At 59.2% G+C, this 16,882-nt stretch carries 17 protein-coding genes; all 17 read right to left on the bottom strand.

The annotated features are described in order from the left end of the window. Positions 1 to 741, bottom strand: coding sequence for a flagellar motor protein (locus IB250_RS23215; RefSeq protein ID WP_008072647.1), 741 nt, complete (start codon positions 739 to 741; stop codon positions 1 to 3). After that, positions 741 to 1,874, bottom strand: coding sequence for a protein-glutamate methylesterase/protein-glutamine glutaminase (locus IB250_RS23210; protein WP_192345723.1), 1,134 nt, complete (start codon positions 1,872 to 1,874; stop codon positions 741 to 743). Before IB250_RS23210 ends, IB250_RS23215 begins: the two co-directional genes overlap by 1 nt. Positions 1,875 to 1,923: 49 nt before the next feature. After that, positions 1,924 to 4,164, bottom strand: a complete 2,241-nt coding sequence (locus IB250_RS23205) for a chemotaxis protein CheA (protein WP_192345722.1) — start codon at positions 4,162 to 4,164, stop codon at positions 1,924 to 1,926. Positions 4,165 to 4,218: 54 nt separating this feature from the next. Then, positions 4,219 to 5,007 carry a protein phosphatase CheZ gene (locus tag IB250_RS23200; protein WP_095051772.1) on the bottom strand — a complete coding sequence of 263 codons (789 nt, stop codon included), beginning with the start codon at positions 5,005 to 5,007 and terminating at the stop codon, positions 4,219 to 4,221. 30 nt (positions 5,008 to 5,037) lie between these two features. Further along, a complete protein-coding gene (locus IB250_RS23195; protein WP_008072643.1) occupies positions 5,038 to 5,409 on the bottom strand; it encodes a chemotaxis response regulator CheY in 372 nt (123 codons plus the stop codon). 168 nt (positions 5,410 to 5,577) lie between these two features. Continuing rightward, entirely contained in the window at positions 5,578 to 6,318 is a 741-nt protein-coding gene (gene fliA / locus IB250_RS23190; RefSeq protein WP_007894214.1) for an RNA polymerase sigma factor FliA, read from the bottom strand. Continuing rightward, on the bottom strand, positions 6,315 to 7,145 hold the full coding sequence (gene fleN / locus IB250_RS23185) for a flagellar synthesis regulator FleN (protein WP_003222917.1): 831 nt from the start codon (positions 7,143 to 7,145) through the stop codon (positions 6,315 to 6,317). The genes fliA and fleN overlap by 4 nt, the downstream gene beginning before the upstream one ends. Before the next feature lie 116 nt (positions 7,146 to 7,261). Next, entirely contained in the window at positions 7,262 to 8,590 is a 1,329-nt protein-coding gene (gene flhF, locus IB250_RS23180; protein WP_192345721.1) for a flagellar biosynthesis protein FlhF, read from the bottom strand. Positions 8,591 to 8,601: 11 nt separating this feature from the next. Beyond that, on the bottom strand, positions 8,602 to 10,731 hold the full coding sequence (gene flhA / locus IB250_RS23175; protein WP_192345720.1) for a flagellar biosynthesis protein FlhA: 2,130 nt from the start codon (positions 10,729 to 10,731) through the stop codon (positions 8,602 to 8,604). A 666-nt stretch (positions 10,732 to 11,397) separates the two neighbouring features. Beyond that, positions 11,398 to 11,610, bottom strand: a complete 213-nt coding sequence (locus IB250_RS23170; RefSeq protein WP_192345719.1) for a hypothetical protein — start codon at positions 11,608 to 11,610, stop codon at positions 11,398 to 11,400. Positions 11,611 to 11,967: 357 nt separating this feature from the next. Continuing rightward, positions 11,968 to 13,107 carry a flagellar biosynthesis protein FlhB gene (gene flhB, locus IB250_RS23165; protein WP_192345718.1) on the bottom strand — a complete coding sequence of 380 codons (1,140 nt, stop codon included), beginning with the start codon at positions 13,105 to 13,107 and terminating at the stop codon, positions 11,968 to 11,970. A gap of 3 nt (positions 13,108 to 13,110) precedes the next feature. Beyond that, on the bottom strand, positions 13,111 to 13,893 hold the full coding sequence (gene fliR, locus IB250_RS23160) for a flagellar biosynthetic protein FliR (RefSeq protein WP_192345717.1): 783 nt from the start codon (positions 13,891 to 13,893) through the stop codon (positions 13,111 to 13,113). Between the two features lie 3 nt (positions 13,894 to 13,896). After that, the gene (gene fliQ, locus IB250_RS23155) at positions 13,897 to 14,166 is read right to left on the bottom strand and encodes a flagellar biosynthesis protein FliQ (RefSeq protein WP_007948918.1); all 270 of its coding nucleotides are present in this window, start codon (positions 14,164 to 14,166) and stop codon (positions 13,897 to 13,899) included. Continuing rightward, on the bottom strand, positions 14,163 to 14,921 hold the full coding sequence (gene fliP, locus IB250_RS23150; protein WP_030130550.1) for a flagellar type III secretion system pore protein FliP: 759 nt from the start codon (positions 14,919 to 14,921) through the stop codon (positions 14,163 to 14,165). The genes fliQ and fliP overlap by 4 nt, the downstream gene beginning before the upstream one ends. Next, on the bottom strand, positions 14,921 to 15,382 hold the full coding sequence (gene fliO / locus IB250_RS23145; protein WP_192345716.1) for a flagellar biosynthetic protein FliO: 462 nt from the start codon (positions 15,380 to 15,382) through the stop codon (positions 14,921 to 14,923). Before fliO ends, fliP begins: the two co-directional genes overlap by 1 nt. Then, a complete protein-coding gene (gene fliN, locus IB250_RS23140) occupies positions 15,383 to 15,841 on the bottom strand; it encodes a flagellar motor switch protein FliN (protein ID WP_095052254.1) in 459 nt (152 codons plus the stop codon). It lies immediately after the preceding gene. Positions 15,842 to 15,910: 69 nt separating this feature from the next. Then, the gene (gene fliM / locus IB250_RS23135; RefSeq protein ID WP_008072629.1) at positions 15,911 to 16,879 is read right to left on the bottom strand and encodes a flagellar motor switch protein FliM; all 969 of its coding nucleotides are present in this window, start codon (positions 16,877 to 16,879) and stop codon (positions 15,911 to 15,913) included. Positions 16,880 to 16,882: the final 3 nt, after the last annotated feature.

Raw genomic sequence — 16,882 nt, 5'->3', positions numbered from 1 at the left:
TTAATCCATGAAGCCCTGAAGCTTCAACTCAATAGAGCGAGGGTTTTCACCTTCGGCGATCGACAGAATCCCTTCCAGCAACATCTCGCGATAACGCGACTGCCGCAACGCGATGGACTTGAGCTTGGCGGCAACCGGCAGCAATATCAGGTTGGCACTGGCCACGCCATAGATGGTGGCGACAAAGGCAACGGCAATGCCGCTGCCCAGCTGCGATGGATCGGCCAGGTTGCCCATGACGTGGATCAGGCCCATCACCGCACCGATGATGCCGATGGTCGGCGCGTAGCCGCCCATGCTTTCAAAAACTTTGGCGGCTTCGATGTCACGGCTTTCCTGGGTGTAGAAATCCACTTCCAGAATGCTGCGAATCGCTTCCGGCTCGGCGCCGTCCACCAGCAGTTGCAGGCCTTTGCGTGAGTAGCTGTCGGGTTCGGCGTCGGCCACCCCTTCCAGACCGAGCAAACCTTCCTTGCGGGCAGTCAGGCTCCAGTTCACGACGCGATCGATGCCGCCAGCCAGGTCCACGCGCGGTGGAAACAGAATCCAGGCGAGAATCTGCATGGCGCGCTTGAAGGCGCTCATCGGCGATTGCAGCAGCGCTGCGCCAACGGTCCCACCGAGTACGATCAACGCTGCCGGGCCGTTGGCCAACGCGCCGAGGTGACCGCCTTCAAGGTAGTTGCCGCCAATGATGGCGACAAACGCCATGATGATCCCGATAAGGCTGAGTACATCCATCAGAGACACGCCTCGACCAGATGACGGCCGATATCGTCCAGGCTGTACACCGCGTCCGCGAGCTCGGCTTTGACGATCGCCATGGGCATGCCGTAGATCACGCAGCTGGCTTCATCCTGAGCCCAGATCGCACTGCCGCCCTGCTTGAGCAGACGCGCGCCTTCGCGACCGTCGGCGCCCATGCCGGTGAGTACCACCGCCAGAACTTTGTCGCCGTAGGATTTGGCCGCGGAACCGAAGGTGATGTCCACGCACGGCTTGTAGTTCAGACGTTCATCGCCCGGCAGGATTTTCACCGCGCCGCGGCCGTCGATCATCATCTGCTTGCCACCCGGCGCCAGCAGCGCCAGGCCCGGACGCAGGATGTCGCCATCCTCGGCTTCCTTGACGCTGATGCGGCACAGCTTGTCCAGACGCTCGGCGAAGGCCTTGGTGAAGGCTGCCGGCATGTGCTGGATCAACACGATCGGTGCCGGGAAGTTGGCCGGCAACTGCGTCAGTACCCGTTGCAGGGCAACCGGGCCACCGGTGGAGGTGCCGATGGCGACCAGTTTGTAGGCTTTGCGTTTCGGCGCTGGCGACGCCGGCGTCGCTGCATGGCTGCGAGCCGGAATCGGTGCCGGGGCCGGACGCGCAGGCGCACTGCTGCTGCCGTAGCTGCTGACGCTCGAAGGCGCAGGTGTCGGGGCGGGTGCGGCCACTGGAGCCGGGGCACTGTAGGCGCTGACACGACGGTTACTGCGCGAGATGCTGAGAATTTTCTCGCACAGCAGTTGCTTGACCTTCTCCGGGTTACGCGAGATGTCTTCGAAATTCTTCGGCAGGAAATCCACCGCGCCAGCGTCCAGCGCATCGAGGGTGACCCGCGCGCCTTCGTGAGTCAGCGAGGAGAACATCAACACCGGGGTCGGGCAGCGCTGCATGATGTGCCGCACTGCCGTGATGCCATCCATCATCGGCATCTCGTAGTCCATGGTGATCACGTCTGGCTTGAGCGCCAGCGCCTGATCGATCGCCTCTTTGCCGTTGGTCGCCGTACCGACGACCTGGATATTGGAATCCGCTGAAAGAATTTCCGAGACGCGGCGGCGGAAAAACCCCGAATCGTCCACCACCAGGACTTTGACTGCCATAAACACTCCGTTAGACGGGGCGAGGCTCAGTCGCCCCGCTCCCGCAGAATCAAATACGCCGTGCGGCGTAACGCTTGAGCATGCTCGGAACATCGAGAATCAGCGCAATGCGGCCGTCACCGGTAATGGTGGCGCCGGACATGCCCGGGGTTCCCTGGAGCATTTTGCCCAATGGCTTGATGACCACTTCTTCCTGGCCCACCAGTTGATCGACGACGAAGCCGATCCGCTGAGTGCCCACCGAAAGGATCACCACATGGCCTTCGCGCTGCTCTTCGTGAGCGGCGGAGCTGACCAGCCAGCGCTTGAGGTAGAACAGCGGCAACGCCTTGTCCCGCACGATCACCACTTCCTGGCCATCCACCACGTTGGTGCGCGACAGGTCGAGGTGGAAGATCTCGTTGACGTTCACCAGCGGGAACGCGAACGCCTGGTTGCCGAGCATGACCATCAGCGTCGGCATGATCGCCAGGGTCAACGGGACCTTGATGACGATCTTCGAGCCCTTGCCCTTGGTCGAGTAGATATTGATGGTGCCGTTGAGCTGGGCAATCTTGGTTTTCACCACGTCCATGCCCACGCCGCGCCCGGAGACATCGGAAATCTCGGTCTTGGTCGAGAACCCCGGAGCGAAGATCAGGTTGAAGCAATCGGTCTCGCTGAGACGGTCCGCCGCATCCTTGTCCATCAGGCCTTTCTTCACGGCGATACCGCGCAGAACATCGGCGTCCATGCCTTTGCCATCATCGGAGATGGACAGCAGGATATGGTCGCCTTCCTGTTCCGCGGACAGAATCACCTTGCCGCTGCGAGGCTTGCCCATCGCTTCGCGCTCAGCCGGCTCTTCAATACCGTGGTCGACCGAGTTGCGCACCAAGTGGACCAGCGGGTCGGCCAGGGCCTCGACGAGGTTCTTGTCGAGGTCGGTTTCTTCACCGACCAGCTCCAGGTTGATCTCTTTCTTGAGCTGGCGAGCCAGGTCGCGAACCAGACGCGGGAAGCGCCCGAAGACTTTCTTGATCGGCTGCATCCGGGTCTTCATGACCGCGGTTTGCAGGTCGGCCGTGACCACGTCGAGGTTCGACACGGCCTTGGACATGGCTTCGTCGCCGCTGTTGAGGCCCAGGCGGACCAGGCGGTTACGCACCAGTACCAGCTCGCCGACCATGTTCATGATCTCGTCGAGACGCGCGGTATCGACCCGCACGGTGGTCTCGGCTTCGCTGGCCGGTTTTTCCGGTGGCGGTGCGGTCGGGGCACGAGCAGGTGCCGGTGCAGCAGCGGCGGCCGGTTTCGGCGCTTCGGCTTTTGGCTCGGGCGCTTTGGCCACAGGTTTCGCAACCGGTGCTGGCGCCTTGGCGACAGGAGCAGAAACCACTGCGCCAGTGCCAACCTCGGTGAACTTGCCTTTGCCATGCAATTCGTCGAGCAGTGATTCGAACTCGTGATCGGAGATCAGATCGTCGCCGGCCGCTTTAGCGGTTGGCGCAGCCGGGGCCGGAGCCGAAGCAATCGCCGACTCCAATGCATCGACCGCAAAGTTGCCTTTGCCGTGCAACTGGTCGAGCAGTGCTTCGAACTCGTCGTCGGTGATGTCGGAGCTGTCGCCTGCCGCTTTCGGGGCCGCCGGTGCGGCGGGCGCCGCGACCACTGCATCGGGGGCGAACTGGCCTTTGCCGTGCAATTGATCGAGCAACGACTCGAACTCGGCATCGGTGATTTCGTCGCTGGCAGAGGCGTCGCTGGTCGGCACTGGCGCAGCCGCTGGAGCCTCGGCTTGAGCCTTGACGGCATTCAGCGAGTCCAGCAATTGTTCGAATTCGTTATCCGTAATGTCGCCCGATTCTTCAGCGGCAGGTTCTTCCACCACCTCGGCGACCGGTGCCGACTCATCGGCGGTTTGCGGCTCGGCCAGACGGGCCAACGCTGCAAGCAACTCAGGCGTGGCAGCCGTGATCGGGCTGCGTTCGCGGACTTCGCTGAACATGCCGTTCACCGCGTCCAGTGCCTCGAGAACCACGTCCATCAGTTCCGAGTCGACGCGTCGTTCACCCTTGCGCAGGATGTCGAACACGTTCTCGGCGATGTGACAGCACTCCACCAACTCGTTGAGCTGGAGGAAGCCGGCGCCCCCTTTTACAGTGTGAAAACCGCGAAAAATTGCATTGAGCAAATCCGCATCATCCGGTCGGCTTTCAAGCTCGACCAGTTGTTCGGACAGTTGCTCTAGAATCTCGCCGGCCTCAACCAGGAAATCCTGAAGGATCTCTTCATCGGCGCCGAAGCTCATTAAGGGGGGTGCTCCTGAGGTCTAAAAACCTAAAAAACCTAAAATGCCAAAACTCTAGAATCCTAGGCTGGATAACAAATCGTCCACATCGTCCTGACCGGACACAACGTCTTCTCTTTTATCGGCATGAATCTGCGGACCTTCACCCTGAGAGAGATGTTTTTGCGGATCTTTTTCAGCCAGCATCGCTTCACGGTCATGTTCGATACCCGCAAAGCGGTCGACCTGACTGGCCATGAGCACGAGCTTGAGCAGGTTGCTTTCAACTTCGGTGACCAACTGGGTCACGCGCTTGATCACCTGACCGGTGAGGTCCTGGTAATCCTGGGCCAGCAGAATGTCGTTGAGGTTGCTCGACACGATGCGGTTGTCTTCACTGCTGCGGGTCAGGAAACCGTCGACCCGCCGAGCCAGTTCGCGGAACTCTTCGGCCCCGACTTCGCGACGCATGAACCGTCCCCAATCCGTGCTCAGCGCCTGAGCTTCGTCGCTCAGGCTGTTGATCAGCGGTGTGGCGTTTTCCACCAGGTCCATGGTGCGGTTGGCCGCGGCCTCGGTCAGCTTGACCACATACCCCAGGCGCTCGGTGGCATCCGTGATCTGAGACACTTCCTCGGCTTGCGGCATGTGCGGGTCAATCTGGAAATTGACGATCGCGCTATGCAGCTCGCGAGTGAGCTTGCCCACTTCCTGATACAGGCCGCGGTCACGGGTCTGGTTGAGCTCATGGATCAGTTGCACAGCGTCGCCGAACCTGCCTTTTTCAAGGCTTTCGACCAGTTCGACCGCGTGTTTTTTCAGGGTCGACTCAAAATCACCCTGTGAAGATTCGTTATGCTCCATAGCTCCCCCGTGACGGACTGGCTTTGCACATCAACCGATGCGTTCGAAGATCTTTTCAATCTTGTCTTTCAACGCTTGAGCCGTGAATGGCTTGACCACATAGCCGTTCACGCCCGCCTGAGCGGCTTCGATGATTTGCTCGCGCTTGGCTTCGGCCGTGACCATCAACACCGGCAGGTGTTTGAGTTTTTCATCGGCACGCACGTGGCGCAGCAGATCAATACCGGTCATGCCGGGCATGTTCCAGTCCGTTACCAGAAAGTCGATGCTCCCGCTGTTGAGGACCGGAATCGCGGTAATACCGTCATCCGCCTCGACCGTGTTGGTGAACCCAAGGTCACGCAACAGGTTTTTTATGATCCGCCGCATCGTTGAGAAGTCATCAACAATGAGGATTTTCATATTCTTGTCCAATTCGACCTCCAAGCAGTCTTAAAACGCGCGCAGCACCTGAACGCGCCGTTAAATCAATTCGGCGTAACACTCAACAGTTGTATGGATTACAACGGGCCGTGGCCGATGCAGCAAAATGCCGTACCCACCTCGTTCGCAGTGTCCCCACACTGCCTGTCAGCGCGCTCGCCACTCCCCCAAACGCCCCCGCAAACGGGCCGCGCACTGGCTGTGTAACTGGCTGACCCGCGATTCGCTGACCCCCAGGACCTCACCGATTTCCTTGAGATTCAACTCTTCGTCGTAGTACAGCGCCAACACCAGTCGCTCACGCTCCGGCAAATTGGCAATCGCGTCCGCCAGCGCCGCCTGGAAGCGTTCATCTTCCAGATCGCGTGACGGCTCGAGATGAGCACTGGCGCCATCCTCGTGCAGCCCTTCGTGTTCGCCGTCCTGCAACAGATCGTCGAAACTGAATAACCGGCTACCGAGGGTGTCGTTCAAAATCCCGTAATAATCGTCGAGACTCAATTGGAGTTCGGCCGCAACTTCGTGATCTTTAGCGTCACGGCCGGTTTTAGCTTCAATCGAGCGAATTGCGTCGCTGACCATGCGGGTATTGCGGTGAACCGAACGTGGCGCCCAGTCCCCCTTGCGCACTTCATCGAGCATCGCGCCGCGGATTCGAATGCCCGCGTACGTCTCGAAGCTCGCGCCTTTGCTGGCGTCGTATTTGGTTGATACTTCAAGCAGGCCGATCATCCCGGCCTGGATCAGGTCTTCGACCTGGACACTGGCCGGCAAACGCGCCAGCAAGTGATAGGCAATGCGTTTGACCAGTGGTGCGTAACGCTCGATCAGCTCGTACTGCGCGTCACGTGCCGACTTCTTGTAGAGGTTGTAGCCACTGGCTGTCATAGGACGGGTCCTGCGGTCTGTTGCACGAGGCGTTCGACGAAAAACTCCAGGTGCCCACGCGGGTTGGCCGGCAGTGGCCAGGTATCGACCTTCTGCGCAATGGCCTTGAATGCCAGGGCGCATTTGGAACGCGGGAAGGCTTCGTAGACAGCACGCTGCTTCTGCACGGCCTTGCGCACGCTTTCGTCGTAAGGCACGGCACCAACGTACTGTAAGGCGACGTCGAGGAAACGATCCGTGACCTTGGTCAACTTGGCGAACAGATTGCGGCCTTCCTGCGGGCTCTGCGCCATGTTGGCCAGGACGCGGAAGCGGTTCATGCCGTAGTCGCGATTCAGCAATTTGATCAGCGCGTAGGCGTCGGTAATCGAGGTCGGCTCATCGCACACCACCAGCAGCACTTCCTGGGCTGCGCGAACGAAACTGACTACCGAGTCACCAATACCCGCAGCGGTGTCGATCACCAATACGTCGAGGTTGTCGCCGATGTCGCTGAAAGCCTGGATCAGGCCGGCATGCTGGGCCGGGCTCAAATGAACCATGCTCTGGGTGCCGGACGCCGCCGGGACGATGCGGATGCCGCCGGGTCCTTGCAACAGCACGTCGCGCAGCTCACAGCGGCCTTCGATCACGTCGGCCAGCGTGCGTTTGGGTGTCAGTCCCAGCAGGACGTCGACGTTCGCCAGTCCCAGATCGGCATCCAGCAGCATGACGCGCCGGCCGAGCTCAGCTAGAGCCAGGGACAAGTTCACTGACACGTTAGTCTTCCCGACGCCACCTTTGCCGCCGGTCACCGCGATCACCTGTACGGGATGCATGCTGCCCATGTTATTTCTTTACCTTGTCTTACTTAGACGGAGGCCACATTACTGGCTGCGCGTTCATCAACAGAACAATGCATGGCAGACCATCGATGTAGGTACAAAAACTGTTCATTAGTACCTCAGCCAACCTGCTTGGTCGGGCTGTGGTAAATATCAGCGAACATGTCAGCCATGGCTTCTTCGCTGGGTTCTTCCTGCATTTGCACGCTAACGGCGCGGCTGACCAACTGATGACGACGCGGCAGATGCAAATCATCCGGAATCCGCGGACCATCGGTCAGGTAAGCCACCGGCAGTTCATGACTGATGGCCAGGCTCAACACCTCGCCCAAGCTTGCCGTTTCATCCAGTTTAGTCAGGATGCAGCCGGCAAGGCCGCAACGTTTGTAACTGTGATAAGCGGCGGTTAGAACCTGTTTCTGGCTAGTGGTTGCCAAGACCAGATAATTTTTTGATTTGATGCCCCGTCCGGCCAGGCTTTCGAGCTGCATGCGCAGTGCCGGATCGCTGGCTTGCAGGCCGGCGGTATCGATCAGCACCACGCGTTTGCGCAGCAAAGGCTCCAGCGCCTGCACCAGCGATTGGCCCGGGTCGACGTGGGTGACCGACACGTTGAGGATGCGGCCCAGGGTCTTGAGCTGTTCCTGAGCGCCGATGCGATAGCTGTCCATGCTCACCAGCGCGATGTTTTGCGCGCCGTACTTGAGCACATAACGCGCTGCGAGCTTGGCTAGCGTGGTGGTCTTGCCCATGCCGGCCGGGCCAACCATGGCAATCACACCACCCTCTTCCAGTGGCTCGACTTGCGGAGTGGCGATCATCCGCGCCAGGTGCGCGAGCAACATGCGCCAGGCCTGACGGGGTTCATCAATATCGGTAATCAGTGCCAGCAGATCGCGCGACAACGGGCCGGACAGACCGATGCGTTGCAGGCGACGCCAGAGGTTGGCCTGGGCCGGACGGCTGCCTTGCAGCTGATTCCAGGCCAGCGAGCCGAGTTGCACTTCCATCAGTTCACGCAAGCTGTTGAGCTCGAAACGCATCGAATCGAAGGCTCGCGGGTCAACTCCACCGGAGGCTGGCGCGGGGGCTGGTGCAGCACGACGAGGTTCAGCGTAAGTCGATTCGATCAGTGGCTCGGCGGCGGTCAGCGGCAGGCCGGCGAACAATTGGCGATTGGTGCTGTTGTCGCTCTCGCCGTCGCTACGCAGGCTCAATTCGGCCTGGGCGGTCACGATCCGCGACTGAGTCTTGCGCAGCTCGTCCTCGAGCTCCATGTTCGGAACACGCGGGGCCAGCGCCGACAATTTGTAATCCAGGGCAGCCGTCAGCTCGACACCGCCGGCAATCCGGCGATTGCCAATGATGGCGGCATCAGCGCCCAGCTCATCACGAACCAGTTTCATGGCCTGACGCATATCGGCGGCGAAAAAACGCTTAACTTGCATAAACCACTACCTCAGCCGTTGGGCCCTACTGTCGCAACGATGGTCACTTGCTTGTTGTCAGGGATTTCCTGGTAAGCCAACACATGCAAACCCGGGACTGCCAGTCGGCCGAATCGCGAGAGCATCGCGCGAACCGGACCGGCCACCAGCAGAATCACCGGTTGACCTTGCATTTCCTGACGCTGCGCCGCTTCGATCAACGAACGTTGCAGTTTCTCTGCCATGCTTGGCTCCAGCAGAACGCCCTCTTCCGAGCCTTGTCCTGCCTTCTGAAGACTATTGAGCAATATTTGTTCCAACCTTGGCTCCAAGGTGATCACAGGCAGCTGCGACTCAGTGCCTACAATGCTTTGGACGATTGCACGGGATACGCCGACGCGCACCGCGGCCACCAAAGCGGCAGTATCTTGACTCTTGGCGGCGTTATTCGCGATGGCTTCGGCGATGCTGCGAATGTCCCGTACCGGCACCTGTTCGGCCAGTAATGCTTGCAAGACCTTGAGCAGCTGCGACAGCGTAACCACCCCCGGCACCAGTTCCTCAGCCAGTTTCGGTGAGCTTTTGGCCAGCAATTGCATGAGTTGCTGGACTTCTTCGTGGCCGATCAACTCGCTGGAGTGCTTGTACAAAATCTGGTTCAAGTGGGTTGCCACGACTGTACTGGCATCGACCACGGTGTAGCCGAGGGATTGCGCCTGGGCACGCTGGCTGATTTCGATCCAGACCGCCTCCAGACCAAAAGCCGGATCTTTGGCGGTAATGCCATTGAGCGTGCCGTAGACCTGCCCCGGGTTAATCGCCAGTTCGCGGTCCGGGTAAATCTCGGCCTCGGCCAGGATCACGCCCATCAGGGTCAGGCGGTAGGCGCTTGGCGCCAGGTCGAGGTTGTCACGGATATGCACCGTCGGCATCAGAAAGCCCAGGTCCTGGGACAGCTTTTTACGCACGCCCTTGATCCGTGCCAGCAACTGACCACCCTGGTTGCGATCCACCAGCGGGATCAGGCGGTAGCCGACTTCCAGGCCGATCATGTCGATCGGGGTCACGTCATCCCAGCCAAGCTCTTTGGTTTCCTGGGCGCGAGCCGGCGATGGCAACAGTTCCTGCTGACGCTTGACCTCTTGCAGGGCCTGAACCTTGACCGTGTTCTGCTTCTTCCAGAACAGGTAAGCGCCGCCGGCCGCCAAGGCGGCCATGCTGAGAAAGGAGAAGTGCGGCATGCCTGGCACCAGACCCATCACCGCCATCAAGCCAGCGGCCACTGCCAAGGCTTTCGGCGAGGCGAACATCTGACGATTGATCTGCTTGCCCATGTCTTCCGAGCCGGAAGCACGGGTCACCATGATCGCAGCGGCAGTCGACAACAGCAGTGATGGCAATTGCGCCACCAAACCGTCACCGATGGTCAACAAGGCGTACACCCGACCGGCATCGCCAAAGGTCATGCCGTGCTGGAAGATACCGACCGCCATGCCGCCGATCAGGTTGATGAACAGAATCAGCAGGCCGGCGATGGCGTCACCGCGCACGAACTTGCTGGCACCGTCCATGGAACCGTAGAACTCGGCCTCCTGGGCCACTTCCATCCGGCGCAGTTTCGCCTGGTTCTGATCGATCAGGCCGGCGTTCAAGTCGGCATCGATGGCCATCTGTTTGCCGGGCATCGCATCGAGGGTAAAACGCGCGCTCACCTCGGAAATCCGCCCGGCACCCTTGGTCACTACGACAAAGTTGATGATCATCAAAATCGCGAAGACCACGATACCAACCACGTAGTTGCCGCCGATCACCACCTCACCGAAGGCCTGAATCACCTTACCGGCGGCGGCATGGCCATCCTGCCCGTGGAGCATCACCACCCGTGTCGAGGCCACGTTCAACGCCAGTCGCAACAACGTCGCCACCAGCAGAATGGTCGGGAACACCGCAAAATCCAGTGGCCGCAAGGCGTACACGCAGACCAGCAACACGACGATGGACAAGGCAATGTTGAAGGTGAAAAACACGTCCAGCAGGAACGGCGGCACTGGCAGCATCATCATGGCCAGCATGACCAGCAGCAACAGCGGCACGCCCAGATTGCCCCGACTGAGGTCGGCAACGTTTGTGCGTGCAGTGTTGATTAACTGAGAGCGATCCACCGGTTTTCCCCGTTCCTTTAAAGCAAACTTTTGACGCCTGAAGCAGGCGCAGGGCGGCTATTGCAAGAAGCCTTCCAACTTTTGCTTCAGCGAAAAAAGGGCTTGCGGCAAGGAGTTATGACGCGGGATGAGGTGGCATCTGCAAGGTCGCTCGCGGGCATGCCTCGCCTACGATTCTGTGGGAGCGAGGCTCACCCGCGAGCGACCTTGCCTCCAACCAATCGGAACAACAACTTTCCGAGCCTGTAAAAATCTTGAACAGTTGTTCATTGGAATTAATATTTCCAGCATGACCGGAAAAACAGTTAGAGCCAATATGATAGATAAGCCCACCAAGTTCGGGCCGGACAGTATTGATAAAAACATTCAGATTACCGGGAATATGCTGCCTAGCCATTTCTTCGAAACGCTCGCCCCAAGAGACAACTTGCCCCCCACCAAATAACCGACAGTTCCCTCCAACTGCTTATATTCAGTCTTGCGTCGTTCCATAGGTCATCCATCAGACCTGAATTGATAGGGCACTGCCGCCTTTACCCAGCACGACAGAGCTAGAGGCGATGTTGTGGGTCAGTTCCAGCAGCCCGAGCCGGACTCATTAAAAATCCGATACCAGCTTAGGTATCGGATTCTGATTTTTTGCAACCAAAGATCAAGCAGAGAGGCTTATCGATTGGCATTAAGCTTTTTAGCTGCCAGTCCTACTAGATAGGCCGTTAAGGCCTCCCATTTCATTTCTTTTTCCTTATCAAAAAATTGGACTTCCAAGGTAAGACTCCCTTGGCCGCCGTGTGTAAAAAAATGCACATCGTGTAGTACACCGACATCAAAGTCGTATCTGGGCTCGATCGATTTTAGTTTAATTTCACTAGCTGCCATGTTCTCAACCCTCTATCCATGATAATTGCTGTTCCCTCGAAACTCGTCGAGACCACTGAGTTGCGGGGAAGTGTAGGGACGATTTCCCTGGCGCCATCACATCGCAGTTCCAGCCCCTCGTCTACTATCAAAAGTAACAGGTAGAGGAGGTTCTCCGACGGGCGGCTTGAAACAGTTAAGCCTTATTTGGAAAGGCGAGCACAAAGTTATCGCATACGTTGGGAGGGGCATATCTCACAAAACGTGCTCGCCTATGCTCGCCACACCAACAGACCAAGAGGTGCGGCCTGAATTAACAACAGATTACAACGTCGATGATGCTTGTCCGCACAGTACTTGCGAAATCACAATTTTCTCTCAGGCATCACGCCGCAAATCCGGTGGAATCGGCAAATCATCCTGGAGCGGATCCGGGCGTTTGCCCTTGCCGGCGCGGTACTGGCGAATCTGGTAGACGTAGGCCAGTACTTGGGCGACCGCCAGATACAGCCCACCGGGGATTTCCTGCTCCAGCTCGGTGGAGTAGTAGATCGAACGCGCCAGCGCCGGCGATTCGAGCAGCAGCACATTGTTGGCCACGGCGATTTCGCGGATTTTCAAGGCAAGGAAATCGCTACCCTTGGCCAACAGCACCGGCGCATTGCCTTTGTCCGGGTCGTACTTGAGGGCTACGGCATAGTGAGTCGGGTTGGTGATGACCACGTCGGCCTCGGGAATGGCCGCCATCATCCGCCGCTGCGACATCTCGCGTTGCAACTGGCGAATGCGCTGCTTGACCTCTGGTTTACCTTCCTGATCCTTGTGCTCGTCGCGCACTTCCTGCTTGGTCATCTGCAGCTTCTTGTGGCTTTCCCAGAGCTGCACCGGCACGTCGACCACGGCGATGATGATCAGCCCGCAAGCCATCCACAAGGTACTCCAGCCGACCACCTGCAAGCTGTGAATGATCGCCATGTCCAATGGCTCGTGGGCGATGCGCAACAGATCATCGATGTCCGACGACAGGACCGCCAACGCCACGAACAAGACGATGAAAAACTTCGCCAGAGCCTTGAGCAGCTCAACCAAAGCCTTGGCCGAGAACATCCGTTTCAGGCCCGCGCCGGGGTTCATGCGACTGAACTTGGGCGCCATGGAGCCGGCCGCGAACAGCCAGCCACCGAGAGAGATCGGGCCGATCAACGCAGCCAACAGCAAAGTGATCATCACCGGCTGAATCGCCAACAGGGCAATCTGTCCCGAGTGCAGCAAGAAGGTACCCATGTTGCGCTGATCCAGAATCACTTCCCGCGACAGCGTGAAGTTCATCCGCATCAGCTCCATCATGTCCTGCGCCAATGCACCACCGAAAATCAGTAGTGCACCGGCGCCGGCGAGCATGACCGCCAGAGTATTGAGCTCCTTGGAGCGCGCAATTTCGCCCTTCTCACGGGAGTCCTTTTTACGTTTCTCCGTGGGGTCTTCTGTTTTGTCCTGACCGCTTTCGCTCTCAGCCATGACTCAGCGCGCCCGTGCCAGTTCGCGTAACAACTGCAAAGCCTCGGCGGCCAGCGGTTGATACTGATTGAGAATGTCTGCCAGACCGACCCAGACAATGAACAGCCCGAGCACCAGGGTCAGCGGGAAGCCGATCGAGAAGATGTTCAACTGCGGCGCCGCACGGGTCATCACGCCAAACGCAATGTTGACCACCAGCAACGCCGTGATCGCCGGCAACACCAGTAACAGCGCCGCACCAAGTACCCAGCCGAGTTTGCCGGCCAATTCCCAGAAATGATGGACCATCAAGCCGCCGCCGACCGGCAGCGTGGTGAAGCTTTCGGTGAGCACTTCGAACACCACCAGATGGCCGTTCATTGACAGGAACAGCAGGGTCACCAGCATGGTGAAAAACTGCCCGATCACCGCCACCGACACACCGTTCGTAGGGTCGACCATCGAGGCGAAGCCCATGCCCATCTGGATCGCGACAATTTGCCCGGCAACCACGAACGCCTGGAAGAACAGCTGCAAGGAGAATCCCAGTACCGCACCGATGATGATCTGTTCGGCAATCAGCAGCAGCGCACTCAAGTCCAGCGCATTGACGGCGGGCATGGGCGGCAGCCCCGGCGCAATGACCACGGTGATCGCCAGCGCGAAGTACAAACGCACGCGCGTGGGCACCAGCGTCGTGCCGAAAATCGGCATGACCATCAGCAACGAACCGATGCGAAACAACGGCAACATGAACGTTGCCACCCAGGTGCTGATCTGGGTATCGGTCAACTGCAGCAGCGACATGGTTTAGCCGATGACCTGAGGAATACTGCCGTACAGCTGCAGGATGTATTCCATGAAAGTCTGCACCAGCCACGGACCGGCAACGATCAGCGTCACCAGCATCACCAGCAGGCGCGGCAGGAAGCTCAGGGTCTGTTCGTTGATCTGGGTGGCGGCCTGGAACATCGCCACCAACAAACCCACCAGCAAGCTCGGGATCACCAGCACGGCGACCATCATGGTGGTCAGCCACAGCGCTTCACGAAAGATGTCTACGGCCACTTCCGGCGTCATGGTGAAACGCCGCCAAAGCTGCTGGCCAAGGTACCGATGATCAACGCCCAACCATCCACCAGCACAAACAACATGATTTTGAACGGCAGGGAAATGATCAGTGGCGAGAGCATCATCATACCCATCGCCATCAACACGCTAGCCACCACAAGATCGATGATCAGGAACGGGATGAAGATCATGAAGCCGATCTGGAACGCGGTTTTCAGCTCAGAGGTCACGAATGCCGGCACCAGAATCGTCAGTGGCGCCTGATCAGGCGAAGCAATGTCAGTGCGCTTGGACAAGCGCATGAACAGTTCCAGATCGCTGCTGCGAGTCTGGGCCAGCATGAAGTCCTTGATCGGCACCTGTGCCTTGGTCACGGCATCCTGAGCGGTGAGTTTCTCCGCCAGATACGGCTGCAAGGCATCCTGATTCACGCGATCGAACACCGGCGCCATGATGAACATGGTGAGGAACAACGCCATGCCGGTGAGGATCTGGTTCGACGGTGTCTGCTGCAAGCCCAGGGCCTGACGCAGGATCGAGAACACGATGATGATCCGGGTGAAACTGGTCATCAGCATGACGAACGCCGGGATGAAACTCAGCGCAGTCATGATCAGCAGAATTTGCAGGCTGACCGAGTATTCCTGAGCGCCTTCGGCGTTAGTGCCCAAGGTAATTGCCGGGATCGACAACGGATCGGCGGCGAACGCCAGCGGCGCGGCCAGCATCAGGGCCAGCGTCAAGACGATGCGTAACGCACCCATTACTTCTTATCCTTCTGATCCTTGCCGAGCATTTTCAGCAGATGCTGGGCAAATTCCGGCGTGGCTTTCTCGGCATTTTCCAGCACCTGCACCGGTTCCTTGAGTACATGCAACGCGGTGATGTTGCCGGGACTCAGGCCGAGCAGAATCTGTTCGTTGCCGACCTGCACCAGCATCAAACGGTCCCGGGGACCCAGCGCGCGCGAACCGATCAGCTCGATCACCTGACCCTTGCCGGCCGGCCCGGCCTGCTGGACCCGGCGCAGCAGCCAGGCGAGGAAGAAGATCAACCCCAGCACCAGCACCAAGCCGAATACCAATTGCGTCAATTGCCCCGCCACACCGCTGCTGACGGCCGGCGTGGCAACCGCTGTCGCTGCTGTCGTTACCGGCTCGGCCGCCAACGCGCTGAACGGCAAGGCCAGCGCCAACCCCAGCACAAAACCCGGAACCTTTTTCACTCAGCGCAGCTTCTTGATGCGTTCGCTTGGGCTGATCACGTCGGTCAGGCGGATGCCGAACTTTTCGTTGACCACCACCACTTCACCGTGGGCGATGAGCGTGCCGTTGACCAGCACGTCCAGCGGCTCGCCGGCCAGACGGTCAAGCTCGATCACCGACCCCTGGTTGAGTTGCAGCAGGTTGCGGATGTTGATATCAGTGCTGCCGACTTCCATGGAAATCGACACCGGAATATCGAGGATCACGTCCAGGTTCGGACCGTCCAGCGTCACCGGATCGTTGTTCCTCGGCACGCTGCCAAACTCTTCCATCGGCAGACGGTTGGACGGCGAACCGGCGGCGTCGGCGGCCAGCAAGGCATCGATATCGTCCTGCCCGGCGTCACCGGTTTCTTGCAGGGCCGCAGCCCACTCATCAGCCAGTGCCTGGTCGTCCTGGGCGTTCATATCGTCGTTCATCATTTGTCCTCGGCGGGCACCTGCTCAATCAAGAGCAGTCAATTAAAGGGGGGGGGGGGAGAGCGCCGGTCAGCGGCGCTCGATCGGCTCGATCACTTGCAACGCGAGGTTGCCCTTGTGCGAGCCCATCTTGACCTTGAAGGCCGGTACGCCGTTGGCGCGCATGATCATTTCTTCCGGCATCTCGACCGGAATAATGTCCCCGGGCTGCATGTGCAGGATGTCGCGAAGGCGCAGCTGACGGCGGGCCACGGTGGCACCGATCGGTACATCGACGTCCAGCACGTCCTGGCGCAAGGCGTTGATCCAGCGTTCGTCCTGATCGTCGAGGTCCGACTGGAAGCCGGCGTCGAGCATTTCGCGCACCGGCTCGATCATCGAATACGGCATGGTCACGTGCAGGTCGCCGCCACCACCATCGAGTTCGATGTGGAACGTCGACACCACGACCGCTTCGCTCGGGCCGACGATGTTGGCCATGGCCGGGTTCACTTCCGAGTTGATGTACTCGAAGTTCACTTCCATGATCGCCTGCCAGGCTTCCTTCAAATCGACGAAGGCCTGTTCCAGCACCATGCGCACCACACGCAGTTCAGTAGGGGTGAATTCACGCCCTTCGATCTTCGCGTGACGGCCATCGCCGCCGAAGAAGTTGTCCACCAGTTTGAACACCAGTTTGGCGTCGAGGATGAACAGTGCCGTGCCGCGCAGCGGTTTGATCTTGACCAGGTTGAGGCTGGTCGGCACGTACAGCGAGTGCACGTATTCGCCGAACTTCATCACCTGCACGCCACCGACGGCAACGTCCGCCGAGCGGCGCAGCATGTTGAACATGCTGATGCGGGTGTAGCGGGCGAAACGCTCGTTGATCATTTCCAGGGTCGGCATGCGTCCACGGACGATGCGATCCTGGCTGGTCAGGTCGTAGCTTTTGACGCTGCCGGGTTCGGCAGCGTTATCGGTCTGTACCAGACCATCGTCGACGCCATGCAACAGCGCATCGATCTCATCTTGGGACAGCAGGTCCTGCACGGCCATGTC

It is taken from the genome of Pseudomonas sp. PDM09 (assembly GCF_014852305.1).
Classification (GTDB): Bacteria; Pseudomonadota; Gammaproteobacteria; order Pseudomonadales; family Pseudomonadaceae; genus Aquipseudomonas.
Note: the sequence above shows the minus strand (reverse complement) of the source record. Positions and strands in the feature narration are given on the sequence as shown.